Source organism: Ensifer sp. LC11 (assembly GCF_001695835.1).
Classification (GTDB): domain Bacteria; phylum Pseudomonadota; class Alphaproteobacteria; order Rhizobiales; family Rhizobiaceae; genus Ensifer.
The window spans coordinates 37,128-55,930 of sequence record NZ_MBSO01000031.1 but is presented as its reverse complement, the minus strand read 5'-3'; the positions used below and the strand labels follow the sequence as shown (position 1 = coordinate 55,930).

The 18,803-nt window shown below is 60.5% G+C and carries 18 protein-coding genes; 13 read left to right on the top strand and 5 right to left on the bottom strand.

Annotated elements, in window-relative coordinates; translation table 11 throughout:
* Positions 1-1,023: porin (locus BBX50_RS20840; protein ID WP_065777239.1), on the top strand; the 1,023-nt coding region annotated here is incomplete at its 5' end.
* Positions 1,024-1,199: 176 nt separating this feature from the next.
* Here the strand turns inward: BBX50_RS20840 and BBX50_RS20835 are convergent.
* The 3 genes from BBX50_RS20835 to BBX50_RS20825 form a co-directional block, all read right to left on the bottom strand.
* Positions 1,200-2,084 (bottom strand): alpha/beta hydrolase, encoded by an 885-nt coding sequence (locus BBX50_RS20835; protein ID WP_244513209.1) that lies wholly within the window; start codon positions 2,082-2,084, stop codon positions 1,200-1,202.
* A gap of 214 nt (positions 2,085-2,298) precedes the next feature.
* The gene (locus tag BBX50_RS20830) at positions 2,299-2,799 is read right to left on the bottom strand and encodes a BA14K family protein (RefSeq protein WP_065777243.1); all 501 of its coding nucleotides are present in this window, start codon (positions 2,797-2,799) and stop codon (positions 2,299-2,301) included.
* Positions 2,800-2,919: 120 nt separating this feature from the next.
* Positions 2,920-4,986, bottom strand: coding sequence for a lytic transglycosylase domain-containing protein (locus tag BBX50_RS20825; RefSeq protein WP_065777237.1), 2,067 nt, complete (start codon positions 4,984-4,986; stop codon positions 2,920-2,922).
* 290 nt (positions 4,987-5,276) lie between these two features.
* Between BBX50_RS20825 and dapA the strand changes: the two genes are divergently transcribed.
* Complete coding sequence (dapA, locus tag BBX50_RS20820; protein ID WP_065777236.1) at positions 5,277-6,161, top strand: 4-hydroxy-tetrahydrodipicolinate synthase; 885 nt, start codon at positions 5,277-5,279, stop codon at positions 6,159-6,161.
* Positions 6,161-6,640 carry an SsrA-binding protein SmpB gene (smpB, locus tag BBX50_RS20815; RefSeq protein WP_065777235.1) on the top strand — a complete coding sequence of 160 codons (480 nt, stop codon included), beginning with the start codon at positions 6,161-6,163 and terminating at the stop codon, positions 6,638-6,640. The genes dapA and smpB overlap by 1 nt, the downstream gene beginning before the upstream one ends.
* Positions 6,641-6,797: 157 nt before the next feature.
* On the opposite strand, the gene BBX50_RS20810 is transcribed toward smpB, so the two are convergent.
* Positions 6,798-7,376: an NYN domain-containing protein gene (locus tag BBX50_RS20810; RefSeq protein ID WP_065777234.1), complete on the bottom strand. Its 579-nt coding sequence runs from the start codon at positions 7,374-7,376 to the stop codon at positions 6,798-6,800.
* A gap of 466 nt (positions 7,377-7,842) precedes the next feature.
* Here BBX50_RS20810 and rpoZ point away from each other — a divergent pair, with 466 nt between their 5' ends.
* From rpoZ to era, 8 genes are all read left to right on the top strand, one after another.
* Complete coding sequence (rpoZ, locus tag BBX50_RS20805; protein WP_065777233.1) at positions 7,843-8,250, top strand: DNA-directed RNA polymerase subunit omega; 408 nt, start codon at positions 7,843-7,845, stop codon at positions 8,248-8,250.
* A gap of 102 nt (positions 8,251-8,352) precedes the next feature.
* On the top strand, positions 8,353-10,578 hold the full coding sequence (locus BBX50_RS20800; RefSeq protein ID WP_065777232.1) for a bifunctional (p)ppGpp synthetase/guanosine-3',5'-bis(diphosphate) 3'-pyrophosphohydrolase: 2,226 nt from the start codon (positions 8,353-8,355) through the stop codon (positions 10,576-10,578).
* A 280-nt stretch (positions 10,579-10,858) separates the two neighbouring features.
* Entirely contained in the window at positions 10,859-11,008 is a 150-nt protein-coding gene (locus tag BBX50_RS20795) for a DUF3563 family protein (protein WP_065377015.1), read from the top strand.
* Positions 11,009-11,195: 187 nt separating this feature from the next.
* Positions 11,196-11,750, top strand: coding sequence for a DUF2062 domain-containing protein (locus BBX50_RS20790; RefSeq protein ID WP_065777231.1), 555 nt, complete (start codon positions 11,196-11,198; stop codon positions 11,748-11,750).
* Complete coding sequence (gene acpS, locus BBX50_RS20785) at positions 11,747-12,166, top strand: holo-ACP synthase (RefSeq protein WP_065777230.1); 420 nt, start codon at positions 11,747-11,749, stop codon at positions 12,164-12,166. Before BBX50_RS20790 ends, acpS begins: the two co-directional genes overlap by 4 nt.
* Before the next feature lie 151 nt (positions 12,167-12,317).
* Positions 12,318-13,061 carry a signal peptidase I gene (gene lepB, locus BBX50_RS20780; RefSeq protein ID WP_065777229.1) on the top strand — a complete coding sequence of 248 codons (744 nt, stop codon included), beginning with the start codon at positions 12,318-12,320 and terminating at the stop codon, positions 13,059-13,061.
* A complete protein-coding gene (rnc, locus tag BBX50_RS20775; RefSeq protein WP_065777228.1) occupies positions 13,058-13,777 on the top strand; it encodes a ribonuclease III in 720 nt (239 codons plus the stop codon). Before lepB ends, rnc begins: the two co-directional genes overlap by 4 nt.
* Positions 13,778-13,785: 8 nt before the next feature.
* The gene (era, locus tag BBX50_RS20770; RefSeq protein ID WP_065777227.1) at positions 13,786-14,715 is read left to right on the top strand and encodes a GTPase Era; all 930 of its coding nucleotides are present in this window, start codon (positions 13,786-13,788) and stop codon (positions 14,713-14,715) included.
* A 189-nt stretch (positions 14,716-14,904) separates the two neighbouring features.
* Here era and BBX50_RS20765 read toward each other — a convergent pair whose 3' ends face one another.
* The gene (locus BBX50_RS20765) at positions 14,905-15,894 is read right to left on the bottom strand and encodes a glycerophosphodiester phosphodiesterase family protein (RefSeq protein WP_065777226.1); all 990 of its coding nucleotides are present in this window, start codon (positions 15,892-15,894) and stop codon (positions 14,905-14,907) included.
* Between the two features lie 173 nt (positions 15,895-16,067).
* Between BBX50_RS20765 and BBX50_RS20760 the strand changes: the two genes are divergently transcribed.
* Positions 16,068-17,066, top strand: a complete 999-nt coding sequence (locus BBX50_RS20760; protein ID WP_065777225.1) for a glutathione S-transferase family protein — start codon at positions 16,068-16,070, stop codon at positions 17,064-17,066.
* 341 nt (positions 17,067-17,407) lie between these two features.
* Positions 17,408-18,712: a cyclopropane-fatty-acyl-phospholipid synthase family protein gene (locus tag BBX50_RS20755; RefSeq protein WP_065777224.1), complete on the top strand. Its 1,305-nt coding sequence runs from the start codon at positions 17,408-17,410 to the stop codon at positions 18,710-18,712.
* The last annotated feature ends 91 nt before the right edge of the window (positions 18,713-18,803 follow it).

The window sequence follows — 18,803 nt, the reverse complement described above, 5'->3', positions numbered from 1 at the left end:
AGCCTTCTTCTCGGCTCCGCTGCTGCTCTCGCAGCAGTATCCGGCGCACAGGCAGCCGACGCCATCGTCGCAGCCGAGCCGGAGCCCATGGAATACGTTCGCGTTTGCGACGCTTTCGGCACCGGCTACTTCTACATCCCGGGCACCGAAACCTGCCTCAAGATCGGCGGCTTCATCCGTTTCCAGACCTCGTTTGGTCGTGATGTTGTTGACAGCCGTGACAACAACGACGGTCTTCTTGGTCCGTCTGACTGGGATGCCTTCTCGCGCGCTTACATCTCGTTCGATGCCAAGAGCGACACCGAGTACGGCACGCTCACCGGCTTCTTCGCTGCTGAGTTCAACGCTGACAACGATGCAACCGACGCTGGCGACAGCTTCATCGACGTCGATGAAGCCTACATCCAGCTCGGTGGCCTGAAGGCCGGCTTCTTCTACAACTGGTGGGATAAGGGCCTGAACGGCGAAACCGACTCGCTCGGCAACGTCACCGAGTTCAACTCGATCGCCTACATCTACGATGGCGGTTCGTTCCAGGCTGGTATCTCGGTCGACGAACTCGAAGGCACGAGCACTCGCGACAACGGCGTTGGCGTTTCCGGTATCGTTTCGGCTTCGCTCGGCGGCGTTTCCTTCGACCTGCTCGGCGGCTACGACTCTGAGTTCGAAGAAGGCGCGATCCGCGCTCTGCTCTCTGCAGACCTCGGCCCGGGCGTCTTCCAGCTCGCTGGTATCTGGGCTTCGAACCCGAACGCTTACTGGAACAAGTCTGAGTGGACCGTTGCGGCTTCGTACCGCTACAACGCCACCGACAAGCTCGCCATCACCCCCGGCGTTCAGTACTTCGGTAGCCTGTCGACCTCGAACGTCAACTTCGGTGACGACGATGCATGGCGCGCTGGCGTCACGCTCGACTACAAGATCACCGAAGGTCTCGCGACCCGCGTCTCGGTTCAGTACGAAGACCAGGACAACAGGGACGACCAGGTATTCGGCTTCGTCCGCCTTCAGCGCGACTTCTAAGATCATCTGACCTCGGTCAGAAGAGAGAAGCCCGGCTTTCGAGCCGGGCTTTTTCGTTTTGGCGACGCGTTCCCGCCGATGTAGCCGGCCGCCCCACCGGTCATCGCGGACATGTCCGGAATGCCAGTAAATTCAGATACCTAGGATGTCCTTGCTCGGCGCTGGGCCGGTACGGCTTAGGGGCTGTGCTGGATGCGGTTCACAAACGCGGCCACCGCCTGACGTGGGCCGTCGAGGTGCAACAGGGGCGCGTGGCCCTGGCCCACCGCAGTGAACTGCACCAATCCCTGATGCCGCCGGTTCATTTCCCGTACCGTCGCTTGCGAGAGAAGTCGCGACTTCTCGCCGCGAATGACCATGACCGGAATTTGCGACAGGGCATCGAACTGGGGCCAAAGGTCAGGCAACGGCGTTTCGGGTGTTAGGCCGAGCAGTTGCAGAGCGATTGCCGGATCGAAATCCGGGACGGGCACACCATCTTCGTCACGATAAATCGCTGTCGCCATTTGCGACCAATCAGAATCGTGCAGGACCGGAAAGTCGGCACCGTGTAAGGTTTTCAAATAGTTGGGCGCCGCGACCCAGCTTGTCGGTCCGCCCGCAATATTGAGATAGTCCCTGATCGCCATCAGGCCGCCAATCTCGATCACAGACCCGATGTCATTGAGCACGGCGCCTGAAATCAGGCGAGGGGCGAGGCCGATGAGCTGGTGCAGAATCAGCCCCCCGCGAGAGGTGCCGACGAAGATTGCGCTGTCGATAGCGAAATAGGCGCAGGCGGCGATCACGTCCGCCGTTTCTGTTGCGATCGTGTAGCGGCTTTTATCGGCATCACGTGCCGAGTTGCCACGCCCACGATAATCCAATGAGAAAACCGGATATCCGCCGCCCGACGAAGATGCCAGGAACACCGCGAACTCGTGAAAATCGCGGCTGTTTCGTGTGAGGCCGGGCAGGCAGACGACGGGAAACGCTGTTGTCGGTTCGGCTGGCTCGTAGGCTCGAGCATAGAGCTGCAATCCATCGCTGCCGAGGAACCAATGTTCCCGAAAATGACCCATCCCTGCCTCCATTTGCAGACCGGAGGATCGTAGCCGTTGAAAGCAAAAGGACAAGGTGGCTTTGGCATAAGCGCGGAAGTCGACGGAGCTTGTCCGCGCCGCGTGCCAATGAACATTGCCAACGCGCTATGCTGGGAGATTGGGCAGACGTCAGCAACGAAACACCTCGTTTGCTGCCGGAGCGCGGCCCGCGAAATTGTCAGTCGCTACGGTGTCAGTACGGCGAATAGCATTGCCGACGCGAGCCACTATAGGGCTGATAGGTGTTGTCCCAAGCTCGATAGGAGCGGTAGCGCGCATAGCACCAGCGCGTATGGGCGTTGCCACCGACAACTCTCGGCTGATTATAGTACCTAGGCTGGTTGATCAAACCGCCGATGATCGCGCCCGCAGCCAGTCCGCCGATGATCGCGCCGAAATCGTTGTCGTCGTCACGGTAATATCGGCGATAGCGATCTCGGTAATACCCATTGCGATAGTATCCGTCGCGATAGTGACGATCCCGGTAGTAGCCGCGACGCCCGCGCAGCTCGCAGTACGGGACGGCACAACTGGAACGGTTCTTGCCTTCTTCCCCCCGCTCATAGGGGAATTGCACCTGCTGCACATTGGTTGTCTGGGAGACGACCGGTGGAGCGCTTGGGAATGCCATGGCCGGCGGAACGCTGTTCATTGCGGTTACCACCGAAAGGGCAATTATTGTCAACGTCTTCATCGTGTTCACCATTTCCTTCAGGAAAACTCGAACCTTAGAAAGGAAATGGCTGAGATCGTGCTTTGTGCCGTCGGCGCTCATCACGATTGTTTGATCGCCGAAGTCGGCTGCCGAAGTCGGCTATTGCCGCCCCATTCTGAGATCCTCGACGATGTCCGCTTTCTGGCCAAGTCTCGACTTGTAGACCTGATAATTCTCCATCACCCGCTGTACGTAGTTGCGTGTTTCCTGGAATGGAATGCGTTCGATCCAATCGACAACCTCGTCGATCGGCTTGCCACGCGGGTCGCCGTAGCGGCCAAGCCATTCGGGGACGCGACGTGGGCCGGCATTGTAGGCGATGAAGGTCAGAATATACGATCCCCCGAAACTATTGATCTGCTCACCGAGATAGTGGGCGCCGAGCGTAGCGTTGTAGCCGGCGTCGCTGGTCAACCGATCCTGCGAGTAAGCAAGCCCATAGCGGCTGGCGACGCCCTTGGCGGTACCCGGCATCAGTTGCAGCAGACCACGAGCGTTGGCGGTGGAGATGGCGGCGGGATTGAAGGCGCTTTCCTGGCGCGCGATCGCATAGGCGAGCGCCTTGCCGGAGCCATCGATGTTGGCATTGGGTGGGATCACGCCAACCGGGAAGGCGAGCGCTGCGACATCGATGCCCCGTCCGAACGCGATCTTGCCGACCTGAAGGGAGAGCTGATGATTGCCGGTTTTCTCTGCCCGGGCGGAAAGCAGCGCAAGCTCGCCCGGGCTTGTAAGCTCGTCGGCAAGCGCCCGATAGAGACTGTCGGCGCGCCACGCGTGACCGGCGGTCTCAAGCCGAGTGATTGCGCGCACCGCTTCCCGGTTTTCGAACCGCGCCCGGTCGTCCGCGGTCGGGGCAGGGTAGGCGACATTCAGTGTCTTGCGGCCGAGCCGGGCGGCCGCGAGTTGCCCATAGAAGGTTCCGGGGTAGCGCGCCGCATTGGTGAAATACTCGCCAGCAGTACCCGGTCCACCCGCTTCGGCGGATCGTCCGAGCCAGTACCAGGCGCGCGAGGCCGAAAGCGGCCGATTGGAAACGTCGAGGATGCGGCGGAAATGGCGAGCGGCGGTCGCCGGGTCTTCCAGACCGCGCAGTGCGTACCAGCCCGCATGAAACTCGGCGTCAACGACATCCGTCGCCTCCGTTGCCAGGTGGCCGGCCGCGATCCGATAGGCACCGCGAAAGTCGCCAGCGTCGAGCAGCCCTCGGCTGACGACCCGTTGCTCAACCCACCATTCTCCAGGGTTGACCAAAGCGCCGCTGTCCTTCGGCATCCGCGAGAGCAACTTGGCCGCTTCCGCGTACTTCTTGTCTTTGCGCAAAGCCTCGATCTGAATGAAAAGATAGGCCGGATCCTTGCGCCAGGACGGATCGACGGCTGCGATCAACGCAGTCGCTTTGTCGCCGCCGCGGCTGACCGCTGCCCAGGCGCGATAGAGGGACTGGGCTTTGCCGAGATCGCCGAAACGCTCGGCTTGCTCGACGCGGTTGCGATAAAGCAGCATCGCCATGCGCCGCTGGTGATCGCCTGCCGTCAGCAAGCCGGAAAACTCGGTGAGGATCTTCGTCTCGGTGTCCTTGTCGAGCGCCTCGCCCTGCCAAATCGCTCGCAGACGTTTCGCCGCTGCGTCGGTCTGCCCCCGAGCGACGAGTGCGCGGGCGAGAATGAGTGTCCCTTCGGTCGTCTCGGGCTGCGTGTTGCCAAAAGCCGCAAGAACATCTGCAGCCGGTGGGTTCTCTCGGTAAAGCGCGCGTTCGGAATTGGCGCGCAGAGATTTCAGACCCGGCCATCCCCGAAGTTCGCGCTGGGCGTCGGCGATCTCAAGCGATGGAACGCCGCGCTGGCCGGAAACGGCAATCGCCCAGGTCAATATGTGTCGATCGAGCGTGCCTTCGCCCATGGCGTTGCGCGCGGCGATCGCTGCGGCGGGCTGCTTGCTGGAGAGGGCGTCGAGGCCCGCCTTGAGATCACTGCTGACCGGCTCGGCGGTCGCAGCGATCGCATTCGTGGTTTCTTCGGCGGCAACCCGTGTCGCCCTGTTCGAAAACTCGGGCTTGCGTGCTGGAACCGGTATTCGATCAGGGGTTTCTGCGTTACCTGCGGACGCGGCCAGCAGTACCGCGCCGACGATGGCGGCGACAGGCAGATATATTGACCCGCGCATCAAGAGCCCCGTGTTCCCCGTATCCAACATTCATCTGCCACCGGATTGCCTGAGGCAAGACGTGCGGCCAATATCGATCATAACAATTGCACCAAGCAGGTTCGCCTTGGTCGGGCGGTCCCGATTATGCGGGCCATACATCAAGCTTTCGCATGAAAACTGGCGTGAAATGCCGTGTCACGACGCTTGCCGCAGCCACCTCACATGATTATGGTGCGGCAGTTTTCTAACCGTCGATTACGGCCAAAGCATGAGTGCATGCTTGCTCTTAGCGCCGTCAGGAGTTGTGCATGTTCAAGGGTTCCATTCCCGCTCTCGTAACGCCGTTCACCGCCGCTGGCGCGGTGGATGCGGATGGTTTCGTCGCGCATGTGGAATGGCAGATAAAAGAAGGCAGCCATGGCCTTGTGCCGGTTGGCACGACAGGCGAGTCTCCGACCCTTTCGCATGACGAACACAAGAAGGTGGTCGAACTCTGCATCGAAGCCGCGGCCAAGCGGGTTCCGGTGATTGCCGGTGCGGGCTCCAACAATACGACCGAAGCAATCGAGCTTGCCCAACATGCCGAAAAGGCGGGTGCAGATGCGATCCTGGTCGTCACGCCCTATTACAACAAGCCGACGCAGAAGGGTCTGTTCGCGCATTATGCGGCGATCGCCGAGAGCGTGAGGGTGCCGATCGTCATCTACAACATCCCCGGCCGTTCGGTCGTGGATATGAGCGTCGAGACGATGGCCGCCCTCAGCAAAGCCCATGCGAACATCATTGGCGTCAAGGACGCGACCGGAAAGATCGAGCGCGTGTCCGAGCAACGCATGGCCTGCGGTTCGCAGTTTGTTCAGCTTTCCGGCGAAGACGCGACAGCGCTCGGCTTCAATGCCCATGGCGGCGTCGGCTGCATTTCCGTTACGGCAAACGTCGCGCCGCGCCTTTGCGCCGAATTCCAGGAAGCGACGCTTGCGGGCGATTATGCCAGGGCGCTCGCCTACCAGGACAAGCTGATGCCACTGCACAAGGCGATCTTCATGGAGCCTGGCCTGTGCGGCGCGAAATATGCGTTGAACCGCCTTGGCCGGATGAGCCGTACTGTGCGCTCACCGCTTCTGCCGACCCTTGAGCCGGCAACCGAAGCGGCGATTGACGCGGCGCTGAGGCACGCAGGATTGATGAACTGATGGCACCCAAAGGAAGCCAGCGCACGGTCAACAAGGTCGTGGCGGAAAACCGAAAGGCCCGCTTCAACTACGAGATCGTCGATACCTACGAGGCCGGTCTGGTTCTGACCGGCACCGAGGTCAAGTCGTTGCGCGAAGGCAAAGCCAACATTGCCGAATCCTATGCGACGGACGAGGGCGGGGAGATCTGGCTGATCAACTCCTACCTGCCGGAATATCTGCAGGCGAACCGCTTCAATCATGAAACACGACGGCGGCGGAAACTGCTCCTGTCGAAGCGCGAGGTCAATCGGCTGCAGGGTGCGGTGAACCGCGAAGGCATGTCGCTGATCCCGCTCAAGATCTACTTCAATGAGCGTGGCAGGGCGAAACTCGAACTGGCGCTCGGTAAGGGCAAGAAGCTGCACGACAAGCGCGAGAGCTCGAAGGAGCGCGATTGGAACCGGCAGAAGAGCCGTCTGTTGAAAGACCGCGGCTGAGCGGACCCAAACACGTTCAAATCACAAGTGAAGCCGGGCCGAATGGGCACTCACGCGAAGGTTTGCGCGCAAGTGCTCTTAAGATTCAATACTTTATCAGATTATCAATGATTGACCGCGTTGACGCGGAGCACTCCGATCGCATTGGCGTTTCCGATTAGATCTCGACAGGATCTGCTACCGGTTCGCTGTGTCTCGGCGTGCGTTCGGAGGGTTCGCGGCCAATCTCGGCTCTGAGCGTGGCAAGATCGATGAAGTGGTCGGCCTGTCGACGCAGGTCGTCGGCGATCATCGGAGGCTGCGTCGACATCGTCGAGACGACGGAAACCTTGCGTCCGCGACGCTGGAGTGCTTCGACGAGTGTGGTGAAATCGCCGTCGCCGGAGAAAATGACGAGGTGATCGACGGTTTCGGATTGCTCCATGGCATCGATCGCCAGCTCGATGTCCATATTGCCCTTGATCTTGCGGCGCCCGAGCGAGTCTGTGAACTCCTTGGCCGGCTTCGTCACGACCTTGTAACCGTTATAGTCTAGCCAGTCGATGAGCGGGCGGATCGAAGAGTATTCCTGATCTTCGATGAGGGCCGTGTAGTAGTAGGCGCGCAGCAAGTAACCGCGTTTCTGGAATGCTTTCAGGAGCTTACGATAATCGATGTCGAAGCCGAGGCTCTTCGATGCCGCGTACAGATTGGCGCCGTCGATAAAAAGTGCGATCTTTTCGCGGGGGTCGAACATCGTCTTTCCTTTTCAATGGCGGCGCATCAACTACCCCTGCCGGCGGATGCGCAAAAATAAGTCGATTACATTAATAATTGCTGATATTGCAAATAATGTAGCTTATATATTGCATTATTCCAGCTGAGCGCTTGCGAATATAGCTAGTTTTAGCAGTTGCTATAGATCGTCCACACCCCAGGAGCGCCATTACTACCGGGCGTTTTCGCGATGCCACCGAGAATGCAACCAATGTGTGTGGCAAGGGTTTTCCAGCCCGTTCGGATCGCATTTTATCACGAAGTGTGACGTTACGTGAGCTCCACTTGAAGGAAAAACTTGAACTTGCCTTGTTTTGATTGTATCCGGGCGCTTAATTCCAGAAATCGAAGCCGACGAGGCCGTCGCTAGACGGCTGTTCCGGTTTCGAGTCGTCAATCCGTGCAGCGGCAATGCCGCAGCGCTTCGAGCCCAAAAGGACAGGCTAATGGCCCGCGTCACCGTCGAAGATTGCATCGACAAGGTCGATAACCGTTTCGAACTCGTTTTGCTTGCCAGCCACCGTGCGCGCCTGATTTCTCAGGGCGCTGCCATCACGATCGACCGCGACAACGACAAGAACCCGGTCGTAGCACTTCGCGAGATCGCGGACGAAACGCTTTCTCCCGGCGATCTCAAGGAAGATCTGATCCACTCGCTGCAGAAGCACGTCGAAGTGGACGAGCCCGAGCCGGATCCGGCTTCGCTGCTTCAGACGGATGCGGAAACGACCTTCGCTGAAGTTGCCGAAGAAGAGGATCAGCCGGAAGCGATCACCTTCGACCGTATGTCTGAAGAAGAACTGCTTGCTGGTATCGAGGGTCTGGTGCCCCCGGAAAAGAGCGACGACTACTGAGATCCGTCGCGGAACGCCCGTTCCCACGTGTTTTCAAAGCAGTGCGCCACTCGTATGATTGGCGCACTTTTTTATTGACTTCTTCGAAGGGGCCGCCAGCGAATGATGCGCCAATACGAGCTCGTTGAGCGCGTGCAAAAATACAAGCCCGACGTCAATGAAGCCTTGTTGAACAAGGCCTACGTCTACGCGATGCAGAAGCATGGCCAGCAGAAGCGGGCGAGTGGTGATCCCTATATTTCCCATCCCCTGGAAGTCGCGGCGATCCTGACGGAAATGCGGCTTGATGAGTCGACGATCGCGGTCGCGCTGCTGCACGATACGATCGAGGACACGACAGCGACCCGGCAGGAGATCGACGATCTCTTCGGCGAGGATATCGGCGCGCTGGTCGAGGGGCTGACGAAGATCAAGAAACTCGATCTCGTCACCAAAAAAGCGAAGCAAGCCGAAAACTTGCGCAAGCTGCTGCTCGCCATCTCGGACGACGTGCGAGTTCTTCTGGTCAAGCTTGCCGACCGGCTGCACAACATGCGCACGCTCGATCACATGTCGGCGGAAAAGCGTGCTCGCATCTCTGAAGAAACGATGGATATCTACGCGCCGCTCGCCGGCCGCATGGGTATGCAGGATATGCGCGAGGAACTCGAAAACCTCTCGTTCCGCCATATCAATCCTGAGGCCTTCGAAACGGTCACCCGGCGGCTGGAAGAACTTTCCCAGCGCAACGAGGGTCTGATCAAGAAGATCGAAGACGAACTGCGTGAACTGCTTCAGGCCGAGGGCCTGAAGGGCGCGCAGGTCAAGGGGCGGCAGAAGAAGCCCTACTCGGTCTTCCGCAAGATGCAATCGAAGTCGCTGTCCTTCGAGCAGCTTTCCGATGTCTGGGGCTTCCGCCTCATCGTCGACGACATTCCGTCGTGTTACCGGGCGCTCGGCATCGTCCACACCCGTTGGCGGGTCGTGCCGGGCCGGTTCAAGGATTACATCTCCACGCCCAAGCAGAACGACTACCAGTCGATCCACACGACGATCGTCGGTCCGTCGCGTCAGCGCATCGAACTGCAGATCCGCACACGCCGCATGAACGACATCGCCGAATACGGTATCGCTGCCCACTCGCTCTACAAGGATGGGGAGGGGAACGCGACCGATACGGCGTTGTCGCCGACCTCCAACGCCTATTCCTGGCTGAGACGCACGATCGAATCCCTCGCCGAAGGTGATAATCCGGAGGAGTTCCTGGAACACACCAAGCTCGAGCTGTTCCAGGACCAGGTGTTCTGCTTCACGCCGAAGGGGCAGCTGATCGCGCTGCCGCGCGGCGCGACGCCCATCGACTTTGCCTATGCCGTCCACACCAACATTGGTGATACCTGCGTCGGTGCCAAGATCAACGGCCGCATCATGCCGCTGGTCACCCGCCTCAACAATGGCGACGAGGTGGAGATCATCCGCTCGGGCATCCAGGTGCCGCCGCCGGCGTGGGAGGAAATCGTCGTCACCGGCAAGGCGCGCTCAGCGATCCGCCGCGCAACCCGCGCCGCCATTCGCAAGCAATATGCCGGGCTCGGCTACCGCATTCTTGAGCGTACCTTCGAACGCGCCGGCAAGGCATTTTCGCGCGAAGCGCTGAAGCCGGCGCTGCACCGTCTCGGCCAGAAGGAAGTCGAAGACGCGATTGCGTCCGTTGGCCGCGGCGAACTGTCCTCGCTCGATGTCCTGCGCGCGGTCTTCCCCGACCATCAGGACGAGCGCGTAACGGTGAAGCCGAGCGCCGACGACGGTTGGTTCAACATGCGCAGCGCTGCCGGCATGGTGTTCAAGCTGCCGGGCCTCGGCAAGGATCAGAACGGCGCGGTGCTGTCCGAAGGGCCTGAAGCCCTGCCGATTCGCGGGCTTTCGGGCAATGCCGAAGTGCACTTCAGTCCCGCTGGCGCGATCCCTGGCGATCGCATCGTCGGGATCATGGAAAAGGACAAGGGTATCACCATCTACCCGATCCAGTCGCCGATCCTGCAGAAGTTCGACGATGAGCCGGAGCGTTGGATCGATGTGCGCTGGGACCTTGACGAAGCCAACAGCAGCCGTTTCATGGCACGCATCGCCGTCAGCGCCCTCAACGAACCCGGAACGCTGGCGGAGGTTGCCCAGGCGATCGCGACCAGCGACGTCAATATCCGGTCGCTCTCGATGGGGCGCGTCGCGGCCGACTTCAGTGAACTGCAGTTCGATCTCGAAGTCTGGGATCTGCGCCAGCTCAACCACTTGATCACGCAGCTCAAGGAACTGCCGAGCGTATCCATGGTCAAGCGCCTCTTCGAATGAAGTGGTTGAGCATGGCCGCTACTGCATGTGTCCTTAGATCCTATTCGATTTAAGGACAAAAACATGCAGCAGTTCAAAGTGATGCAGCGGCCTGTGCGCGTCCGATAAGACGCGCGGCACCGTCGTGTGCCATACGCAGATGCCTGCAAAACAGGCACGGGACGCACGATAAAACGGCAAGCCATGCCCCAAGCGCATGGCTGCCGCCTTTTCCTGGAACTGGTGGAACAGCGGGCGCTAAACTATCTTCTGCGTCGGGAGGTAAACAAAGAGGTTTGCCATGTTCAATCAGTTGAAGAAAATCACCCGCGCCCTGCGCGTACCGACTCAGGAAGAGCGCGAGCTCGCCTATCTCAACAGTTCGGTCGATCGCATCGATCTCGAATACCGTCAGCGCCAGATCGACCGCGGTTTGTTCCGCAACTACTAAGTCGATCGCGTCCCGTCCGGTGGCGGATGCTGAGCTATGCATCCGCTGAATGGCTCGCCAGCGATATATGTGCGGCGCGCCGGCGGGTTGCAAGCAGCGGGCATGACGCCTATCTTGCGGCCAGCAAACAGGCGGACGCGCCCTCTTGTGCCGGCTGACGGTGTCAAGACGCGGTCATGACGGCATAATGTTATTCAGACGTAGAAAACCGGTCACGATTTCCGAAAGACTTCGCGCGCTCCTTTGGCCGCGCAAAGGTTTTGCGCGCGGTCCACGCTACGTCGCCCTCAGGATACTGCGCCTCTCGTCGACGCCGCATTCGATCGCCGTTGGCGTGGCGGCGGGGGCTGCGTCGTCCTTTACGCCGTTTTTCGGCTTGCACATCGTCATCGCCGTCGCGGTCGCCTTCCTTTTCTCGGGCAATCTTGTCGCGGCGGCAATCACCACTGCGCTTGCCAACCCCGTCACGATCCCGATGATCCTGACGGCCTCCTATGAGCTCGGCGTTGCCATTTTGGGCGTCGAGAGCGCTCACGCCGCCAGCAGCACCGATGTGATGCGCATGGTCGAGCGCCTTGACCTTTCCGCCCTCTGGGGACCGATCTTCAAGCCGATGCTCGTCGGCTCCCTGCCGCTGGCGGCCGCTGGCGCCCTTGTTTCCTACGCTGCGGCCTATCAGGCAGCCCGTCTCTTTCAGAAGCGGCGCCGGGCGCGCGTCAAAGACCTCGGACCTTCCTCATGATCATTGGCATCGGCAGCGACCTGATCGACATCAGGCGGATCGAAAACTCGCTTTCCCGTTTCGGCGAAAGGTTCGTGCAGCGCTGTTTCACGGACGTGGAGATCGCCAAGTCCGAAGGCCGGAAGAACCGCGCCGCGTCCTACGCCAAGCGCTTTGCCGCCAAGGAGGCCTGTTCGAAGGCGCTCGGCACGGGGCTCGCACAGGGCGTCTTCTGGAAGGACATGGGCGTCGTCAATTTGCCGGGCGGCAAGCCGACAATGAACCTGACCGGTGGTGCCGCGGCACGGCTTCAGCAGATGCTGCCACCTGGTCACAGGGCGGCCATTCACCTGACGATCACCGATGATTTTCCCTTGGCGCAGGCCTTCGTGATTATCGAAGCGCTGCCCGTTGCCCCGATTGAGGGAACGGTTTAGAGCATTCCGCTGGAAAACCCGGTCCGAAGCGATTGAAGGGCAGGCGATCTGCAGCATATGAGACCGGATTGCGGGACGGGATCGAGACTGCGGGCGAAAGATAAGAGCGGGCCCCGGCGAGGGCATCGCGATGATAAAGGAAGACAGTAGCGTGGCAGAAAAGACAGAAGCGAAGCAGAGCGGCCTCTGGGAGAACGTGAAAGTCGTTATCCAGGCGCTGCTCCTGGCCGTCGTCATCCGTACGGTCCTCTTTCAGCCCTTCACCATCCCCTCCGGTTCGATGATGCCGACACTGCTCGTCGGCGACTACATCTTCGTCAACAAGTTCGCCTACGGCTTCTCCAAGTATTCGCTGCCGCTTTCTCCGGATCTCTTCTCCGGTCGCATCTTCGCGAGCGAACCGAAGCGTGGCGACATCGTCGTTTTCCGCTTCCCGCCGAACCCCGATATCGACTACATCAAGCGCCTCGTCGGCCTGCCGGGCGACCGCATCCAGGTGCGCAACAGCATTCTCTACATCAACGACAAGCCGATCGAGCGCGTGCCGGATGGTGCGTTCCGCGCCGACGACCAGTACGACACCGGCGGCGATGTTCCGGTTTTCCGCGAGACCATGGACAATGGCGTGTCCTATGACACGCTCGATCAGTTCCCGGATTCGCGCGGCGACAATACGCGCGAATTCATCGTGCCTGAGGGCCACTACTTCATGATGGGCGACAACCGCGACAACTCCGCTGACAGCCGCTTCGATGTCGGTTTCGTGCCGGCAGAAAACCTGGTTGGCCGTGCCAGCATGATCTTCTTCTCGCTCGGCAACGACACGTCGTTCCGCGAAATCTGGAAGTGGCCCGCGAACCTGCGCTACGATCGCCTGTTCAAGGCGGTCGAATGATGAAGTCGCGGTCGCTAAGCGCGGAGGATCGGGCAAAGCTCGAGGCCGTGATTGGCTATCAGTTCGCCGAGAAGGAGCGCCTGGATCGGGCGCTCACGCATTCCAGCGCCCGCAGCGCCAAGGGGTCTAACTATCAGCGCCTCGAGTTTCTGGGCGACAGGGTGTTGGGGCTCTGCATCTCCGAGCTGCTGTTCCAGACGTTTCGCGAGGCGAACGAAGGTGAGCTTTCGGTCAGGCTGAACCAGCTCGTCAGCGCTGAAAGCTGCGCCAAGGTCGCTGACGACATGGAGCTGCATCAGTTCATCCGCACCGGTTCCGACGTCAAGAAGACGACCGGCAAGGCGATGATGAATATCCGGGCCGATGTGGTAGAGTCCCTCATTGCCGCCATCTATCTTGATGGCGGCCTGGAGGCTGCCCGCGCCTTCGTGCTGCGCCACTGGAAGGACAGGGCCACGCGCGCCGACGGCGCCCGCCGCGATGCGAAGACCGAGTTGCAGGAATGGGCGCATGCCAAGTTTGGCATCGCGCCTGCCTACAGGACGGATGAACGGTCCGGTCCCGACCATGATCCCCGCTTCACGGTGACCGTGGAGATCGCAGGGGTCGCGCCCGAGACCGGGACCGACAGGTCCAAACGCGGGGCCGAACAGGTGGCCGCGATGAAATTGTTGGAACGCGAAGGCGTGTGGCGGAAGAGTTCCGCCGGAAATTGACGGAAAAAATGACGGACATGGAAAAAGATACGGCCGCCGAAGGCGCGCCGACCCACTCGGGTTTCGTAGCGCTGATTGGCGCGACCAATGCGGGCAAATCGACACTGGTCAACCGCCTCGTTGGCGCCAAGGTGTCGATCGTCAGCCACAAGGTCCAGACGACGCGTGCGATCGTGCGCGGCATCGCCATTCACGACAACGCCCAGATCGTCTTCATGGACACGCCCGGCATCTTCAAACCGCGCCGCAGGCTCGATCGGGCCATGGTGACCACGGCCTGGGGCGGAGCCAAGGACGCGGATGTGATCATGCTCCTGATCGATAGCGAGCGTGGTCTGAAGGGTGATGCGGAAACGATCCTTGAGGGCTTGAAGGAAGTCCACCAGCCGAAGATCCTCGTTCTGAACAAGATCGACCAGGTGCGTCCGGAGGATCTGCTGAAGCTTGCAGCGGCTGCCAACGAGACGATCAAGTTCGAGCGTACCTTCATGATCTCGGCGCTGAATGGCTCGGGCTGCAAGGACCTGATGGACTATTTGGCCGAGACGCTGCCGGAAGGCCCCTGGTATTATCCGGAGGATCAGATTTCCGATCTGCCCATGCGCCAGCTCGCGGCCGAAATCACCCGCGAGAAGCTGTTTCTCCGCCTGCATCAGGAACTTCCCTACGCCTCGCATGTCGAAACCGAGAAGTGGGAAGAGCGCAAGGACGGCTCGGTGCGCATCGAGCAGGTGATCTACGTCGAACGCGAAAGCCAAAAGAAGATCGCTCTCGGCAAGAACGGCGATGCGATCAAGGCCATCTCGACGGCGTCGCGCAAGGAGATCTCAGAGATCCTCGAACAGCCGGTGCACCTCTTCCTGTTCGTCAAGGTGCGCGAGAACTGGGGCGACGACCCCGAGCGCTTCCGCGAAATGGGTCTCGAGTTCCCGCGCTAAGCTGTCACGCCTGGAGCATCCTGCCCTCAAGTGGAAACACCCGAGGCGGAAAGATGCTCTAGAATCAAAGCTCTACAGCGTCCTTGGTGCGTCTGATAGGACGCGCGGCGCTGCAGGGCCAGCCGCGGCTATTGTTCTGAAGTCGTGGGATCGATGTCGGCAAGGGCAGGCCTTGCGTCGCGCGAGAGGTCAGCCGCGCCCGGCTTCAGCCGCCTGCCGCTTCGCCAGCGCCGGCCCGATCGTCTCGATGCGGTTGGTCCAGACATAGCCGGAAAACCCTGACGGAACCAATTCCAGGTCCTCTGTCGTATCGATGCCCGTGGTGAAGTCGCCGCCATGATAGGGGCCGAGCAGGATGATCTCGCTGCCGGCCGCTTTCATGCGCTGGGCGAAACGGTCGGGCCAGCCCCAGAGAAAGGGAGCATAGTTGCCGGGCACGATGACGAGCGTGTTCTTGCACGCCTCCGGCATCAAACCGGTCCAGCCATAGCCGAGATAACGGCCAAGGCATGCCATCGTCGACGTCCGGTCATAGCCGCGCATGCCTTCGATGGTCTTCAGCGTCTCACGCGTCGGCTCTTCGCCACCATAGACGCCGAAGACGGCCTCTCGCCATGTCGACTCAGCTTCGATGCGGGCCGCGAGTGCCGTTCCTTCCTCGGCGCGCCGGCTCTTGAAATTGACGAGGAACTTGCGGTCGGGCAGGGCAGCCAGCACCTCGTCAAGCGTCGGCATCTGGCCAATGCCCTTGCCGCGGAACGGGAAGGTCCTGCCGCCATCGGCCGTGTAGCCATAACCGATATCGAGGGCTTTGAGCGCCGCCATCGGCGTTTCCTCGGTCACGCCCTTGGCTTCGGTGCGGCAATCGAGCGTCCAGTCGTGAAAGACCGCGAACTGTTTGTCTGGCGTCAGATGCACGTCGAGCTCGACAACATCAGCGCCCGCTTCGAAGGCTGCCTGCATCGAGGCGATCGTGTTTTCGAGATAGCCGTGACGCGGGGTGTTTATGATCGCCGCCGTGCATGTGTCGTTGCCGACATTTGCTTTCGGATAGGTCTGGTGGACGCCGCGGTGGGCGAGCAGTTTTGCAGCACCGGCCGGCGGGCTTGCAAACAGGGATGTGTTCAGCAGCCAGACGACGGCAGCAACCAGCACGATGGCGGAAACGAATTTCTTCATCCTGATCCTCCTCTTGCAATCGGGATTGCTCGATATTGTGGCGCGACGATGATGGCGCACGTTTCGCGTGCGCCATCCGGATTGCGAACAATGTGTCACCGCCGCGCGTGATTGACCGCTGCCCGGGCCCCGTGAGAGGTAGCGGTTGCTGATTTTCGATCCGGGAGAATGAGATGCCGCAGCTTGTCGAGGGCAAATGGGTCAAGGGCGATGTTGCGGCCAGCGAGATGAAAGGCGGTGTTTTCCACCGCGAGCCGACGCGCTTTCATCACTGGATTACGCCTGACGGAAAGCCTGGTCCCGATGGCCAGCCGGCGCTGCCGGCCGAGGCGGGCCGCTATCGCCTGTTTGTTTCCTATCTCTGCCCCTGGGCCTCGCGCACGATCGCCTTTCGCAATCTCAAGGGGTTGCAGGACGTCGTCGGACTTACGGTTTCCAACCCGGTGCTTGGCGAGGACGGCTGGGTCTATGACGAGCCGGTCGATGCCGGCGAGCGCGTTGGCAAGATCCGCTTCCATCACGAACTCTACGTGGCGAGTGACCCGGCCTACACCGGCAAGGTCTCGGTACCCGTGCTCTGGGACATGCGGGAAGGGCGGATCGTCAACAACGAGTCGGCCGACATCATTCGTATCCTGAATTCGGGCTTCAACCATCTGAGCGGCAACCGGCTGGATTTCTACCCCGAGGCGCTGCGAGGCGAGATCGACGGCTGGAATGGCCCGATCTACGAACGCGTCAACAACGGCGTCTATCGCGCCGGCTTCGCCAAAACGCAAGGAGCCTATGACGAGGCGGTGGCGAGCCTGTTCGATATGCTCGGCGAGCTCGAAGCCCATTTGGCGACCAGCCGCTACCTAGCCGGCGCCTATTTGACAGAGGCCGATATCCGCCTCTTCGTTACCCTCGTTCGCTTCGACGCGGCCTATTACGGCGCGTTCAAATGCAACATCCGGCGGATCGAGGAGTATCCGGCTCTGTCGAACTATCTTCGCGAGATTTACCAATGGCCGGGCATTCGCGAGAGCGTGCGTATCGACCACATCAAGCGTGGCTATTACGGCATCGCCCACATCAACCCGACGCGCATCGTACCAGCCGGCCCGCTCCTGGACTTCGACCGGGCGCATGATCGGTCGCGCCTGAACGGGCGTGGTGTCGTGGGCGCGTAGGACGCTTTCCTCCAGCATTTGCTAAGGAAACAAATTTATGAGGGTCCATAAAGAACCCATTGCCAATCGATCAATACTCCCTAAGTAAATGGAAGTTCTGATGGATTGGAGCCCGATGGCTGCCGGCCTGACGAAAATATCCGGCGGACGCCTGCACGAGCAGCCCGACGCGTCTGCGGGATAACCGTAAGGCTAAGCCCGAGCCGGTTCTCGCTGCTTCTGGACGCGGTCGCGTCTGTTCCCGATGCGCGCTCGCGCAAGCTCTCCGGAAGCCCCGAAAGAGCCGACCCTTCGCATCTCCCGTCCACCAGGACATGTCGGTCGTCTGGTAGGGGTGGGAAATGAATGCAGCATTCTTGACATTGCTTCGCCGTCTGGTTCGCAGCGGCAATCTCACAGTAATTTTTTCTTCCGGCGAGCAGGTCGTGTTCGGCGACCAGACAGGAAAGCCGGTATCGATCCGCATCGTCGATGCGGAGGCAGAAGCGGCGATCGTTCGTGATCCGGGCCTCCGCTTCGGCGAGTTGTACATGGATGGACGCGTCGTCATCGAGAAGGGTGATATCTTTGACGTGCTTTCGATCGTGAAGGCGAACGGCATCGAGAATGCCGCAAATGCGACCAACACGATTACGGCCCTCTGGCACGTGGTGCGCCAGCAATTGCTCAGTCGCATGCCGGTCAATCGCAACCGGCACAACGTCGTCCATCACTACGATCTCGATCGCAAGCTGTTCAATTTGTTCCTCGACGAGGACTGGCAGTACTCCTGCGCCTACTTCCAACCGCGGGGAATTTCGCTGGACGCAGCGCAACTCGCCAAGAAACGGCATATCGCGGCGAAGCTGCTGCTGGAGCCAGGGCAAAAGGTGCTTGAGGTCGGCTCGGGCTGGGGCGGAATGGCCATGTATCTGGCCGAATCCTCCGGTGTCGAGGTTACCGGCATTACGCTCAGCGAAGAGCAGCTCAAGGTCTCGCGCGACCGCGTCGCCAGGCGCGGGCTATCCGATCGGGTGCGGTTCGAGTTGCAGGACTACCGTACCCTGCAGGGCCGGCAGTTCGACCGCATCGTCTCGGTCGGCATGTTCGAGCATGTCGGCATCGGCAACTACGGAAATTTCTTCAGCAAGATGAAAGAGCTGCTGAGGCCCGACGGCGTCATGCTGCTGCACTCGATCGGCCAGGTCTCCAAGCCCTGGGCGACCAATCCGTGGATCGAGAAATACATCTTTCCCGGCGGCTACATCCCGGCCCTTTCCGAGGTCCTGCCGTCGGTCGAGCGGACGCAGCTTCTGGTCAAGGATGTCGAGATCCTGCCGATGCATTACGCCTGGACCTTAAGGGCCTGGCGGGAGCGCTTCGTCGCGCGGCGCGAAGAGGCCGTAAGGCTCTATGACGAGCGATTCTTCCGCATGTGGGAATTCTATCTTGCTGCGTCCGAGACCGCCTTCCTCTACGACAAACACTTCATCTTCCAGCTTCAGCTATCGCCATCCCTCGCTGCGGTGCCCGCGTCGCGCGGCTATATCGAGCAGCGTGAACGGCGGCTGATCGAGTTCGAAAAGCGCCGGCCGCCGCTCGAACCGGTCAACAATTGGGACGTCGTGCCCGAAGATGAGCGCATCGAGCCCGCTATGGCGGGGTGATACCAAGGCCGCCCGGCTGTTCCTGTGAAGGCGAGGCGGCCTTACCCCATCTCCTGTGGAGTTCCGGATTTCCTCTGAAGGCCTTCACTTG